The sequence below is a fragment of the Salinivibrio sp. ML198 genome (genome assembly GCF_001996015.1).
GTDB classification, from domain to species: Bacteria; Pseudomonadota; Gammaproteobacteria; order Enterobacterales; family Vibrionaceae; genus Salinivibrio; species Salinivibrio siamensis.
Map to the genome: position 1 here is coordinate 1 of NZ_MUEZ01000008.1, position 13,489 is coordinate 13,489.

Genomic DNA, 13,489 nt, shown 5'->3' on the forward strand with positions numbered 1-13,489 from the left:
TTCGTTTAGCTCTGCTTGCGGCTCGTCATCAGCGTCCTCGTCAGCCGTTTCATCTGCCTCGCGAGTAGCCTCTGGCTCAGCTGGCTCGTCCGCCGGTGCGTCATCTTCATTTAACTCTGCTTGCGGCTCGTCGTCGGCATCGTTGTCTTGCTCGACGCGCGTCTCTGAGCCTTGATCACTTGTAGGTGTTTCTTCTGCTTGCTCATCCGACGCATAAAGAAGTTGCTCGAGCTCCGCTTCGTTCGGATCACTGTCATCTTCTTCTCCCCACAGTGCCGGATCGTCCTCGTCAGCGAGTGGGTCTGGTTCATCGTCATCCCCCAACACTTCTTCTAGTAAAGCGTCAGAATCTTCTAGATGAGGATCATCATCTTTGTCTAAGACTTCATCCAGTAATGCATCACTACTTTCATCGAATTCGTCCTCGGTATCATCCCCTTCATTTAGCCAGCTGTCCTCGTCTTCTTCATCACCGACAAGTTCATCAAGCAACTCTGTCGTGTTATCAAGAGAAACGGCATCGTCATCGTTATCATCATCTGATAAGTCAATATCTTGGCTTAAATCCAGCTCAGGCTCATCGTCCAGCACCGAGTCAAACAAGGCGTCATTAGGCGCTTGCTCGTCATTGTCTTCGTTCTCTTGTGAAGCCTGTTCTTTGGTCTCGGTATTTTCGTCCTCAGGCTCATCAGCAGCGGAGACCTCATCGGCAGTCGTGTCTTCACCCGTTTCGCCTGCCAACAAGGCATCGATATCGTCGACATCACTGTCATTGCCTTCTTCGAGCGCTTTGGCCCACTCTGCGGCAAGTGCTTCATCAGCACTCATTTCCTCTTCAGGTTGCTCTGCCTCGCCCGTTTCTAATTCGCTGTCATCGTCGGATGATGTGTCATCGGCGGCGCTTTCCGTATCAGCCGGCGGCGCATCTGCCAGTTCATCCAGCGCGCGCTCCATGTCTTCAAGACCGATAGCATCATCGCTGGTGGGCGCGACACTCGATTCATTGCCAGCCATGTCATCGAGTTCGTCATCAAGATCCAGATCGTCCAGGTCGGTATCATCGCCAAACGCGACATCCTCGTATCCCTTACCGTCATCGGTGATCTCTAGCTCATCGTCATCTTGCGGATCGTCAACATCGCTTTCATCGTCATCCGGATCGGGCACCATGACCACAGGCATATCGTCCATATCATCATGATCCAGCGCCGCAGGCTCTTCCGCGTCTTCCTCTTGCTTTCTACGACGTGCGAGGAAGAAGAATATCGCGCCTGCAATCAAGGCCCCAGGAATGATGGCCAACATGGCAAGCAATAATGGGCTATCAAGTAAAGATTCAACCGCGGATGGGGGTTGGGTATCCTTTGCCACCTGTTGCTGACGTTGGGTTTCTAAAAATGCTCGGATCTCTTTATTAAGCTCGGCATCACCACTTACCTGTTCTTTTAACGCGCTCAACTCGTGCTGCACTTCAGACAGACGGACCTTGAGCACATGATTGCTCTCAACCAGGCGAGTCATCTCTTGATCAGAGGCTTGCAGCTGAGACTGTAAGTTTTGTACCACTTGTGGCTCTGGGGCGCTCGCTGTCGAGCTCTCACCACTAGGTTGGGCGTCTGACGCGTCTTCGCTATTTGGCGCTGGTTGGGTCTGCGCAGCTTGGTTATTATCGGCTTGTGCTGACTGTGGTTGTGGACTCGGTTGCTCAACCTGTTCGCTCAGGGGCGTGGTATTTTGGGCTTGCTTACGCGCTTCATCAATTTCAAGCCGATTGATCACGTCCTGGGTGCTTTCTCGCTCAATTTGCGTCAGCGTCGGCATCACTAAGGTGCTACCCGGCTGCAAGCTATGAATATTGTTGTTGGTGAATGCGTCGGTATTAAGACGAAAAATCGCACCGAGCGTCTGATACACACTTACTTGCGTATTAGGACGCATTTGAGTCGCAATCGACCACAAGGTTTCGTTGGCCCCAGTTGGGCCATATTGTTGTGCCGATGCAACCGCTGGCGTCGGTTGGGGCGAGGCGGTTTCGGCCGCCATTTCATCTTGCGGACCAAGAATGCGTATTGCCGCTTCGACCGGCACCGTTGAAACACTGACAAGCGCAACCGCCAATACCCCTGCGACGGCAATGAGATGCCGCTTAACGCGATGCGGGGTTTTGGTCAATCGAGTTTGAGAAGAAGACTGTTCACTTTGCTGTGCGTTGGACACACCCGCACTCCCTTATGGCAAAAATGGCCTCACTAAATATCTAACTATATCGGAAGCCATGCTAAAAACTGTAGTTTGGTGATATAAAAGTGTGTTGCGCGATCAAACTGTGGGCGCTCTGCCTCAGTTTTGACTCGATGATAGCATCGTCACACGTCGCGTATCGTCCATCTTTGCAAATTTAATGCCTAAAAAAATACCCCATCAACGGATGGGGTATCAATCAACCTAGTGTGGTGATGGGCGGGCTATCACGCTCTTTTACGGATCATAGGCTTGTTGATTAAAGGTAATCGCGAACCAGTACTTCAGCAATTTGCACTGAGTTCGTCGCTGCGCCTTTACGCACATTGTCTGCCACCACCCAGAGGTTGAGTCCATTAGGGTGGCTGATATCATTGCGAATACGCCCGACGAGCACTTTATCTGAGCCAGTGCCTTCTTTCACCTGGGTGGGATAGTCTTCCCCTTCAAAGACCTCGATATGTTCATGCTGACTCAAGATTGCCACCGCTTCCGTCGCGTCAATCGGTTGACGGCACTCAAGGTGCACAGCTTCAGCATGACCGTAAAACACGGGCACTCTCACACAAGTAGGGTTAACCCCTATCATCTCATCGGCAAGAATTTTCTGGGTTTCCCACACCATTTTCATTTCTTCTTTGGTGTAGCCATTTTCCATAAACTGATCAATCTGGGGCAAACAATTAAAGGCAATTTGCTTGCTGTATAGTGCAGGCTCCGCATCTTGGCTATTAAGCAATTTAACCGTCTGTCCGGCAAGCTCATCGACGCCTGCTTTCCCTGACCCAGAGACCGATTGGTAGGTAGACACATTTAAGCGTTCGATACCGACGGCATCGTAAATAGGTTTTAATGCCACCAGCATCTGAATCGTCGAGCAATTTGGGTTAGCAATAATATTACGGTTACGAAAGTCACCAATCGCGGCGGCGTTCACCTCAGGCACCACCAAGGGTACGTCGAAGTCATAGCGGAACTGCGACGTGTTATCGATAACGACGACGCCCGCATCTGCTGCAATCGGCGCCCAGTGCGCAGAAGCCTGTGCGCCCGCCGAGAACAAGCCAAGCTGAACCTGTGTCCAATCAAACTTGTCGACATTTTGCACACGCAAGCTCTCACCTTTGAAGCTAATGGTTTCACCTGCACTTCGCTCACTGGCGAGGAGGTGTAGCGTGCCAATGGGAAAATCGCGCTCTTCTAAAATCTCGATCATGGTGCGCCCTACCGCACCGGTTGCGCCCAAAATGGCAACGTCAAATGCTTGTGTCATGCATGCTCCTCAATACTAAAGCCCAGCTTAGCCAGCGACTGTAACCCGAAATCAGCCTGTCCGGCTACCGTGATCGCACTGTACTCGCGTCGATCCCAGTAATTTTTTCGCAATTGGTCAAAGGCTGTACGCTGAGCCTGTTTGTCATCACCTGCGGTATGCATGGCACGACGAAAATCACTGTCATCTCGGCGAATATCGTAGACCAATTGGGTCAGTGCCATCAGATCGCTTTGTTGCCACGGCTGTGCCAAGGCAACCTGTGGAATCGGCGCCGTGGGCAGCAGCTCACTGGCATGCACACGATGAGGCAGGTCAAGGTGTTCACACAGTGCGTTAAAGACCATGGTGGTACCGCGGGCTTTTCCTTCCAGACCATAGCCTGCAATATGAGGTGTAGCAAACGTGAGCTGGTCCATAAGGGCAAGGTCGACCTCAGGCTCATGTTCATAAACATCCAACACCGCATCAATGTCGCCTCGTGCTAACCGCGCTTTAAGTGCATGGTTGTCAACAATCGGACCACGCGCAGCATTTATCAAAATGCTGCCTGACGCGAGCGCCTCTAACCGAGCTTGATTCATGAGGTGGTAAGTGGGGTGCTCACCAGTCGTGGTCAAAGGCGTATGGAAAGTGACCACGTCCGATTTTGCGATCAGAGTGTCAATGTCCACCATGTCAGCAAGGTTCTCTCGAGCCTGACGAGGTGGGTCGCAAAGTAAGGTTTTAATCCCAAGTGCCGCAAGCCGCGCAGCCAAGTAGTCCCCCACATGACCCACGCCAATAATACCGACTGTGCGGTCGGTCAATTTAAACCCTTGCTGTTGTGCCAATACCAATAAAGCACTGATCACATACTCCGCGACCCCAACCTTATTACAACCTGGCGCTGCCGTGCCATGGATGCCTTGTGCGTGCAAGGCGTTAAAATCAAGATGATCTTCACCAGCGGTGGCTGAACCGACAAAACGCAGACGGGTGGCACCGTCAATCAGCGCATGGTTCACTTGCGTGACGCTTCTCACCATTAATGCATCAGCATCGATTAAATCCGCGGCACGGATTGCGCGCCCGGGTAATGCAACCACCTCACCCAATTGACTAAACAAGGTTTGGGCATAAGGCATGTTTTCGTCTACGACAATTTTCACGTTCAACGTCCTATGTGAGTCGGTGCATCGCTTATCGGATGCTAAATGCGAGAAGGTTATTGTATCTGTCTCACGGTAAGAAAACACCCTTCAGCTGAGCGGGTTACCCCGGCTTACCGGGTGGCCTCAGGCATAAAAAAACCCGGCCGAAGCCGGGTAAATCCAGGACCTGAAAAGACCATTAACGGCTCTCAACGATAATGATCCGTGTCTGATGGCAGAGTCTCTCTGCAAACCTGGAAACAGGCGCGGGATCAGCCGCGATACTTTTCAATCACCAAGGTGGCGTTGGTACCACCGAACCCAAAGCTGTTCGACATCACGCGCGTCAGTGCTTGCTCTCGCGGTTGGGTCACAATATCTAACCCTTCAGCCGCGGGATCCAAGTTCTCCACATTGATACTTGGCGCGACAAAGCCTTGTTCAAGCATCAAGGTTGAATAGATGGCTTCGTGCACACCAGCAGCACCGAGCGCGTGACCTGTCATTGACTTAGTCGCAGAAATGGCTGGGCTCTTACCGCCAAATACTTCTTGAATTGCGCCTAGCTCTTTCACATCACCCACAGGCGTTGATGTACCATGCGTATTGATGTAATCAACCTCACCATCCACATCTTGCATCGCCATATTCATACAGCGCACAGCGCCTTCACCCGACGGTGCCACCATGTCATACCCGTCAGACGTTGCACCGTAACCGACAATTTCACCGTAGATGGTCGCACCACGCGCCAACGCATGCTCCAGCTCTTCCACGACCAGCATGCCGCCGCCACCTGAAATGACGAAACCGTCCCGGTCCGCGTCATAGGTGCGTGATGCCTTTTGCGGATCATCATTGTATTTGGTTGAAAGGGCTCCCATCGCGTCAAACATCATGGTAAGCGACCAATCCAGCTCTTCACCGCCACCGGCAAACACCACATCTTGTTTACCCAGTTGAATCAGCTCTAGGGCATGGCCAATACAATGTGCCGAAGTCGCACATGCAGAGCTCATGGTGTAGTTCACCCCTTTGATTTGGAACGGAGTCGCCAAACACGCTGAAACAGTTGATGACATGGTGCGCGGCACCATGTAAGGGCCAACACGTTTAACCCCTTTCTCGCGCAATGTATCAACGGCGGTAACTTGGTTAACGGATGACGCGCCCCCCGACCCGGCAACTAAACCAGTTCGTGGGTTAGAAACCTGCTCAGGGGCTAAGCCCGAGTCTTCGATTGCCTGTTCCATCGCTAGGTAGGCAAAACCCGCCGCGTCACCCATAAAGCGCATTCTTTTGCGATCAATATGGTCGGCGGGGTTGAGTTTGAGATCACCCCAAACATTGCTGCGCAGCTTCATATCTGCAAACTGCTGAGAAAAGTTAATGCCAGATTTTCCCGCTTTGAGCGACTCCAGCACTTCTTTGACGTTGTTACCAATACTGGAAACAATCCCCATGCCTGTAATGACAGCTCGTTTCATGATTCTTTCCTAGACGTTAATTTCGCAGTGGATGATAGCGTTTTTAAAGCTGATAAGTGGTCAGCTTTCCTTAGAGCCAGTACAATTTGCTTTTTCCTTTCCTGTGTAAGAGGCATTTGTGAGCACTCCCTCGATCGACCACGCAAAAATCAGCTGGAATGATACGGGCACCCCCGTCGCGAAACAGTTTGATGACGTCTACTTTTCCAATCACGACGGTTTGGCCGAGACCCGCTATGTGTTCATCGAACAAAACCAACTTCCCGCACGTTGGCAAACCGCCACATCGTCCCGGTTTGTGATTGCGGAAACCGGCTTTGGCACTGGGCTCAACTTTCTGGCTACTTGGGCAGCATTCGAGCAGTTCCGTCAAACCCATCCAAATGCACCTGTGACCCAGCTTCACTTTATCAGTTTTGAGAAGTACCCCCTGACAGTAGAGGATCTCGCCCGTGCACATCAAGCTTGGCCAGAGCTGGCAAGCTATGCTGAGCAATTACGTGCCTATTACCCCGTCCCGCTCGCGGGTTGTCAACGTATCGTCTTGGCTCAAGGTCAGATTACACTCGATTTGTGGTTTGGTGATATTAAAGATTGGTTACCACAAGTGCCAACGAGCCCTGAAGGGATCGTGGATGCTTGGTATTTAGACGGCTTTGCCCCAAGCAAAAACCCAGAGATGTGGAATCAAGCCTTGTTTAATGGCATGGCACGACTTGCGCGCGAGCAATGTACCTGCGCCACCTTCACAGCGGCGGGATTTGTGCGCCGTGGCCTTATCGAGGCCGGTTTTGAGATGAAAAAGGTAAAAGGCTTCGGCTTCAAACGCGACATGTTGTCAGGCACATTACCTGCTCGCCAAGCCGCTGCAAGCTACTCACCTTGGTATGCACGCTCCCCCGCCTCAACAGCGGACGACATCGCCATTATTGGCGGTGGCATTGCCAGTGCCGCCTTAATCACCGCATTGCTACAACGGGGCAAGCAAGTCACGCTGTATTGCCAAGACCCGCGCCCTGCGGCTGGCGCATCTGGGAACCATCAAGGCGCCATTTATCCGCTTTTAAATGGCAATAACGATAATTTAAGCCAGTTTTTTGCCCCCGCCTTTTTGTTTTCTCGCCAATTTATCGATCAGCAACGCACGCGAGGTATCCCATTTGAACACGACTGGTGTGGCGTCACGCAACTCGGCTACGACGAAAAAAGTGCCGCTAAGCTCGCTAAGATGGTCGATGGTGCCTTTCCTGAAGCATTGGTCACACCGTTAAATGTCGATGGCGTGAGCGAGAAAGTCGGTTTAGAAACCGGACATGCCGGCGTGTTTTATCCGCTTGGCGGCTGGATGAGCCCGCAACAGTTTACCGCGGGCGTGATTGATGCAGCGATAGCCAGCGGGCAGCTTGATGCTTATTTTGGTTGTCATGTGAATGCGCTGACGCAATCGGACAATGGTTGGACACTCGATACCAGCATGGGTGAGGTTTGTCATCAAAATGTGGTGATCGCCAATGGCCACCAAGCAGATAGCTTCAGCCAAACACAGCCTATTCCGGTTTACCCCGTGCGCGGTCAAGTCAGCCATGTGCCCACCAATACCGAACTCAGTAAGCTCAACACTGTATTGTGTTTCGAGGGCTATTTAACACCGGCTAATCAGGGGGAGGAACATTGTCTAGGCGCCAGCTATCGTCGCAATAATGCTGACTTAGCGTTCCAAGCTGCCGATCAGCTAGAAAATCAACAACGCTTAACCGATTGTATCGACACTGAGTGGGCACGCGCGGTGCCACTGGCGGAAGAAGGACGCGTTGGGGTGCGCTGCGCCAGTCGCGACCATTTACCCTTTGTGGGCAACGTCTGTGATTACAACGCCTTGGTTTCCACCTACCAAACCTTGCAAAAAGACAAAGAAAAGGCGGACGCCGTTCCCGTTTACCCAGGACTATTTTGCTTACTGGGGCTCGGCTCTCGCGGCCTCACCTCAGCGCCATTGGCGGCAGAAGTGCTAGCAGCTCAGCTGTGTGACGAGCCTTTACCTTTACCTCAGTCGGTTCTAGACACTCTGCACCCAGGGCGGATGTGGGTTCGTAAGCTGCTAAAAGGTAAAGCACTATAGCCCCCTCGGACAAGGTCAACAAAAAAGCCATCGTCGAGGCGATGGCTTTCTTTTTTCAAGACGTATCGTTTGTGATACCGCTTAATGTTCCATTTAAAACAGCACGTTACGCGTCTTTTTCCACTTGCTGCTGCAATAGATCCCACAGCGCTCCGACGAGACGTTGGTCGCCGGGTGACAGCTCACTGGCATTGTCATTGAGACTGGCATCGACGCGCGCTTTCAATGCTGGCACCTCATCAACGCCTTCCAACTCACAGTCCGCTGCCGCTAAAGAAACGTGGCCACGTAAATAGCCACTGGCAAACAATTCATCGTCTGAGGCGGTTTCTACCATCTCATCGATTAACGCTAGAATGCGTGCTTCGTAGTCTTGAACTTTCATCTTTTTAACCTTGGCTTGGCAACGTAAAGGTATCTGGCGTCAACGGTGCAACACCATAAAAGTCTCGCAAGGTATCAGAAAACTGCTTGGCGCGCACGGGCAAAGCGGCGCTTGTCGATGCATCCGAGACATATTGTACGACTTGTTGCCGAACTTTATCAGTAAACGCGTGGCGATCGGGCTCAACACCACTTAAATTGTCGCAGCTCACTTGAAAGCGAAACCCACAGCTTGCAGAGAGGATCCATTCAATCGCTTGCGGCTTCACTTCGACCACCTCGAAGGCCGCTTGCGTGTCAGCGTCACGGCCATCCGGATGATACCAATAGCCATAGTCTTCCCATTGACGGCGCTGCTCACCGGCAATGGTCCAGTGTGCAATTTCGTGTAAGGCAGAGGCAAAAAATCCGCGGGCAAAGATCACGCGGTGATGCGGGTGCACCGCATCTGCAGGTAGGTAAATAGGTTCATCCCCGCCACGCACCAGCTCAGTATTGAAAGAGGCAAGAAAGGTTTGGTTAAAAAGTTGGATCAAGTCGTGATAATCGTGGGTCATACTGCTCTTTAATAAGATCAAATATCAATAAGAAAACAAAAACACGCTCTTAGCGATAAAAAGCCGCACATACCTCGGCTAAACCTTTCAATATACACATTCTTTTTAATGTATTTTTTACTACAAATTTGATTGTGAAAGGCAAATAAGGCCACTACAATGCGCGTCAATTTCTAATCTCAATGTAAGGTGTCGGGTTGTATGTTGTTATTGACGCTTTATGTCATAGGCATTACCGCGGAAGCCATGACAGGCGCGCTCAGTGCCGGGCGAAAACACATGGACTGGTTTGGGGTGATGTTTGTCGCTAGTGCCACCGCTATCGGAGGCGGGACAGTCCGCGATATTCTTTTTGGCCACTACCCTCTAACCTGGGTCGCTAACCCACACTTTCTCGTGATCACCTGCCTCGCCGGCTTGATCACGCCATGGATTGCCAGTTGGGTTGCTCGCAATTATAAACTCTTTGTTACCCTAGATGCACTGGGCCTTGCCGCTTTTAGTATTATCGGTTGCCGTGTGGTGATGGATATGGGGTTACACCCGTTAATTTGCATGGTTTCATCCTTGATTACCGGTATTTTTGGTGGGCTATTGCGCGACTTGATCTGTCGTCAATCGCCTATGGTATTGCACAAAGAGCTGTATGCCTTGGTCGCCTTTGTCACCGGTGCGCTCTACTTTAGTTTGATTCGACTTGATGTCGGTGAACTGATTGCAACCGTCGCCAGTTTAGTGATTGGTTTTGGATTCCGAATGGCGGCTGTTCGCTTTAGCTGGTCGTTACCGGTTTTCCGCTTTGAAGCCCCTTCCTCTCTACACTGATAAAAAAACCGCACAACGTAGTGCGGTTTTTGTCTGTCGCGTGAGAAGAACGCGCTGTTAAGTGCTGGGGTTTTCGCCCATTTGTCCACGATGACGCAGCAAGTGGTCCATCAACACAATCGCCACCATCGCTTCGGCAATCGGCACGGCACGGATACCCACACACGGGTCATGACGACCACGCGTCACCACATCCGCGGATTCACCGTGAACATCAATACTCTTGCCCGGCACGGTAATGCTCGAAGTGGGTTTGAGCGCTAAATGTGCCACCAATGGCTGGCCTGAAGAGATCCCACCGAGAATGCCACCAGCATGGTTTGAGGCAAACCCTTCAGGGTGAATTTCATCGCGATGTTCACTGCCACGCTGCTGCACCACATCAAAACCATCACCAATTTCGACCCCTTTTACCGCATTGATCCCCATTAGCGCATGGGCAATATCTGCATCTAAGCGATCAAATACCGGCTCACCTAGGCCTACCGGCAGGTTCTCCGCCACCACGGTCAGTTTGGCACCAATTGAGTCGCCGTCTTTTTTGAGCTGACGGATAAGTGCATCTAACTCCTCGAGCTTATTTGCGTCCGGGCAGAAGAAGGGGTTTTGCTCGACTTGCGCCCAATCGACCGTGTCTATGGTCACCTCTCCCATCTGCGCCAAGTAAGCACGCACTTGAATGCCATGTACTTGCGCGAGGTATTTTTTAGCCACCGCGCCTGCAGCCACGCGCATCGCCGTTTCACGCGCTGACGAACGACCACCGCCGCGGTAGTCGCGGATGCCGTATTTGTGATGGTAGGTAAAGTCCGCATGACCGGGACGAAACACATCTTTGATTTTGGAGTAGTCTTTCGAGCGCTGGTCGGTGTTTTCGATCATCAACCCGATCGATGTCCCCGTGGTTTTCCCCTCAAACACCCCAGAAAGGATTTTCACCGCATCCGGTTCACGACGCTGTGTGGTGTATTTCGACGTGCCGGGACGACGGCGATCGAGATCATGCTGCATATCCGCTTCGCTCAGTGCTAACCCCGGCGGGCAGCCGTCAATAATCGCCCCCAACGCAACGCCGTGGCTTTCTCCAAAGGTCGTGACGCGAAATATCTGTCCTATCGTGTTGCCTGCCATGCCTTCCTCTATTTGCCTGATCGGCATTGTTGTATTTTTGCGTACTTTGTTAGCAATTAACCATAAAGCAACCAAAGACGCAAAAAAAATCCAGGCGCATGAGGCAACGCTTGTCAGTGATAGAGAATAAAAAAGCCAGCTCGAGGCTGGCTTTATATCGAAAAGATGCCTTGCCGCTAATCGCGATAAAGCGCAAATTCATCGGCACACGCAACGAGGTCATGGCGGCTGATCATAAACACGCCATGACCGCCGTTTTCAAACTCAATCCAGTGCAAAGGCAAATGACCATACTGCTCTTGCATATGCACGATCGAGTTGCCGACTTCACAGACCAATACGCCCTCTTCTGTGAGATAATCGGGGGCATTAGCAAGCATACGCCGTACTAACTTTAAGCCATCCGTGCCGGCGGCAAGCCCCAGCTCAGGTTCATGGCGAAACTCATCCGGTAAGTCGTCCATATCCTCCGCGTCAACATACGGTGGGTTGCTCACAATTAATTCGTATTTATCGTGCGGGACATCTTTTAGTAAATCCGATCGCATCGGGATCACTTGCTCTTCCAAGCCATGATCCTGAATATTGATTTCAGCCACATCCAGCGCGTCGGTGGAAATATCCACCGCATCGATCTCTGCCTCTGGGAACGCATAAGCACACGCGATAGCGATACAACCACTGCCCGTGCATAAATCCATAATCCGGCGAGGCGGGTGAGGCAAGATGCCAGCGAATTCTTGCTGGATAAGCTCACCAATCGGTGAACGTGGAACGAGCACGCGCTCGTCGACAAAAAACTCTAAGCCACAGAAATACGCTTTGTTGGTCAGATAGGCAACCGGTGTTTTATCATTGATACGTGCAATGACACGCTCAACAATACGATGCTTTTCACTGGTGGTCAGACGCGAAAAGCGCGTTTCTGAGGGCACATCGATCGGCAAGTAGAGTGTCGGTAAGACCAGCTGTACCGCCTCATCCCACGCGTTATCGGTGCCGTGGCCATAAAACAAGCCTGCCGCATTGAAACGACTGACGGTCCAGCGCAGCATGTCTTGCAGCGTATGTAACTCGCTGACCACCTCTTCAGTAAAAATCGTATCCACATTGGCCTCCATCGGCTTCATGCAATTGGGGGTCGCCCTTTGACGCGAGGTCAGTACAATAAGCAGCATTTTGAGCTGGCTGAATGTACAATTCAGGTCATCACCTCGGGGACAGTTTTTATGAGCAAAAAACCATCGATGACGGAAGAGGACTTGGCGCTATTCCGTGATGCCGTCAAAGGCGCAAAAAAGTTGAAGCAGGATACCATAAACCCGCCACAACGCCAGACGACCAAAACGCGCAAACAACGTCAGTTTGAGCGACAGAGTAGCGATCATGCGTTTTACTTTTCCGATGAGTTCGAGCCGCTGCTCAGTGAATCGGGTCCGATGCAGTACGCTCGCCAGGATGTCTCTAAATACGAGGTCAAGCGGCTTCGCCGTGGTGTGTATGTGCCCGATATCTATCTCGATTTACACGGGATGACCCAAACAGAAGCCAAACGAGAGCTGGGGGCGATGCTCGCGGCCTGTGTGAAAGACGGTATTCGTTGCGCCAGCGTAATGCACGGGATTGGTAAACGCGTACTCAAAGACAAAATTCCACTGTGGCTAGCACAACACCCCAGTGTGATGGCGTTTCACCAAGCCCCACGTGAGTTTGGTGGGGATGCCGCCTTGCTGGTGTTGATTGAAGTGCCTGAGCGCTAAAGCAACCTGTCGCTAAAGAAACAGGTCAGCATCAAGCCGCTTTATCTATTAACGATTCAAAAGCTGTCGTGGTGACATATGCGCACTCAGCGACGCCTGATGGGTCGTGACATCCACTTCTATCATGGCCATGGCTGAGGTTGCAAACATTGGCGGTTGCCCCTCTTGCACCCACTCGTTAGTGAGGTATCCGACTAAGGGCAGATGAGAGACCACCAAGACCACGTCGAGCGTCTCAACCTCTATCATTGCATTGACATAATCATAGACACGATCACTTTGCCCATAAGGGGTGATCTCTTCTTCCGTGATCACCTCTTTTGCATCGGGTAATAAAGGCGCACATACCTGCCATGTCTGTTGCGCACGTAAGTAAGGGCTCACCAACACTTTATCAATCATTTTTCCATCTAATTGCTGGTTCAGCCACGTCGCCATCTGTTTACTTTGTTGTTCACCATTGGCAGTTAGCGCGCGGTCGCTATCACTGGCCGCAAATGCTTGCGCTTCGCCATGACGCATTATGATTACTTTCATCGCCTTAATACCCACATTCATATGCCAAGATTGGCTGCATGC

General features: G+C 51.6%; 12 protein-coding genes. 3 read left to right on the forward strand and 9 right to left on the reverse strand.

Features of this window, described 5'->3' with window-relative positions:
• From BZG25_RS06945 to fabB, 4 genes are all read right to left on the reverse strand, one after another.
• The coding region (locus tag BZG25_RS06945) for a FimV/HubP family polar landmark protein (RefSeq protein ID WP_305794078.1) at positions 1-2,217 on the reverse strand (2,217 nt) is incomplete at its 3' end.
• Between the two features lie 283 nt (positions 2,218-2,500).
• Positions 2,501-3,514: an aspartate-semialdehyde dehydrogenase gene (locus tag BZG25_RS06950; RefSeq protein ID WP_046074897.1), complete on the reverse strand. Its 1,014-nt coding sequence runs from the start codon at positions 3,512-3,514 to the stop codon at positions 2,501-2,503.
• Positions 3,511-4,665 (reverse strand): 4-phosphoerythronate dehydrogenase, encoded by a 1,155-nt coding sequence (locus tag BZG25_RS06955; RefSeq protein ID WP_046074898.1) that lies wholly within the window; start codon positions 4,663-4,665, stop codon positions 3,511-3,513. Before BZG25_RS06955 ends, BZG25_RS06950 begins: the two co-directional genes overlap by 4 nt.
• Before the next feature lie 254 nt (positions 4,666-4,919).
• The gene (gene fabB, locus BZG25_RS06960; RefSeq protein ID WP_046074899.1) at positions 4,920-6,134 is read right to left on the reverse strand and encodes a beta-ketoacyl-ACP synthase I; all 1,215 of its coding nucleotides are present in this window, start codon (positions 6,132-6,134) and stop codon (positions 4,920-4,922) included.
• A gap of 118 nt (positions 6,135-6,252) precedes the next feature.
• Here fabB and mnmC point away from each other — a divergent pair, with 118 nt between their 5' ends.
• On the forward strand, positions 6,253-8,253 hold the full coding sequence (gene mnmC / locus BZG25_RS06965) for a bifunctional tRNA (5-methylaminomethyl-2-thiouridine)(34)-methyltransferase MnmD/FAD-dependent 5-carboxymethylaminomethyl-2-thiouridine(34) oxidoreductase MnmC (RefSeq protein ID WP_077638731.1): 2,001 nt from the start codon (positions 6,253-6,255) through the stop codon (positions 8,251-8,253).
• 106 nt (positions 8,254-8,359) lie between these two features.
• Here mnmC and BZG25_RS06970 read toward each other — a convergent pair whose 3' ends face one another.
• On the reverse strand, positions 8,360-8,638 hold the full coding sequence (locus tag BZG25_RS06970) for a YfcL family protein (protein WP_046074901.1): 279 nt from the start codon (positions 8,636-8,638) through the stop codon (positions 8,360-8,362).
• A 4-nt stretch (positions 8,639-8,642) separates the two neighbouring features.
• Positions 8,643-9,194: an elongation factor P hydroxylase gene (locus BZG25_RS06975; protein WP_046074902.1), complete on the reverse strand. Its 552-nt coding sequence runs from the start codon at positions 9,192-9,194 to the stop codon at positions 8,643-8,645.
• Positions 9,195-9,395: 201 nt separating this feature from the next.
• Between BZG25_RS06975 and BZG25_RS06980 the strand changes: the two genes are divergently transcribed.
• The gene (locus BZG25_RS06980; protein WP_077638732.1) at positions 9,396-10,019 is read left to right on the forward strand and encodes a trimeric intracellular cation channel family protein; all 624 of its coding nucleotides are present in this window, start codon (positions 9,396-9,398) and stop codon (positions 10,017-10,019) included.
• 57 nt (positions 10,020-10,076) lie between these two features.
• On the opposite strand, the gene aroC is transcribed toward BZG25_RS06980, so the two are convergent.
• Both aroC and prmB read right to left on the reverse strand, forming a co-directional pair.
• On the reverse strand, positions 10,077-11,150 hold the full coding sequence (aroC, locus tag BZG25_RS06985) for a chorismate synthase (protein ID WP_077638733.1): 1,074 nt from the start codon (positions 11,148-11,150) through the stop codon (positions 10,077-10,079).
• A 176-nt stretch (positions 11,151-11,326) separates the two neighbouring features.
• Positions 11,327-12,259 carry a 50S ribosomal protein L3 N(5)-glutamine methyltransferase gene (prmB, locus tag BZG25_RS06990; protein WP_077638774.1) on the reverse strand — a complete coding sequence of 311 codons (933 nt, stop codon included), beginning with the start codon at positions 12,257-12,259 and terminating at the stop codon, positions 11,327-11,329.
• Between the two features lie 120 nt (positions 12,260-12,379).
• Here prmB and smrB point away from each other — a divergent pair, with 120 nt between their 5' ends.
• Positions 12,380-12,910 (forward strand): endonuclease SmrB, encoded by a 531-nt coding sequence (smrB, locus tag BZG25_RS06995; protein WP_077638734.1) that lies wholly within the window; start codon positions 12,380-12,382, stop codon positions 12,908-12,910.
• A 48-nt stretch (positions 12,911-12,958) separates the two neighbouring features.
• Here smrB and sixA read toward each other — a convergent pair whose 3' ends face one another.
• On the reverse strand, positions 12,959-13,447 hold the full coding sequence (sixA, locus tag BZG25_RS07000; RefSeq protein ID WP_046074906.1) for a phosphohistidine phosphatase SixA: 489 nt from the start codon (positions 13,445-13,447) through the stop codon (positions 12,959-12,961).
• Positions 13,448-13,489 lie beyond the last annotated feature (42 nt).

Excerpts from the sequence above, each read along its gene's own strand:
- fabB (WP_046074899.1), bottom strand. The coding sequence starts at position 6,134 with ATGAAACGAGCTGTCATTACAGGCATGGGGATTGTTTCCAGTATTGGT.
- sixA (WP_046074906.1), bottom strand. The coding sequence starts at position 13,447 with ATGAAAGTAATCATAATGCGTCATGGCGAAGCGCAAGCATTTGCGGCC.
- aroC (WP_077638733.1), bottom strand. The coding sequence starts at position 11,150 with ATGGCAGGCAACACGATAGGACAGATATTTCGCGTCACGACCTTTGGA.
- BZG25_RS06970 (WP_046074901.1), bottom strand. The coding sequence starts at position 8,638 with ATGAAAGTTCAAGACTACGAAGCACGCATTCTAGCGTTAATCGATGAG.
- BZG25_RS06950 (WP_046074897.1), bottom strand. The coding sequence starts at position 3,514 with ATGACACAAGCATTTGACGTTGCCATTTTGGGCGCAACCGGTGCGGTA.
- BZG25_RS06975 (WP_046074902.1), bottom strand. The coding sequence starts at position 9,194 with ATGACCCACGATTATCACGACTTGATCCAACTTTTTAACCAAACCTTT.
- BZG25_RS06980 (WP_077638732.1), top strand. The coding sequence starts at position 9,396 with ATGTTGTTATTGACGCTTTATGTCATAGGCATTACCGCGGAAGCCATG.
- smrB (WP_077638734.1), top strand. The coding sequence starts at position 12,380 with ATGAGCAAAAAACCATCGATGACGGAAGAGGACTTGGCGCTATTCCGT.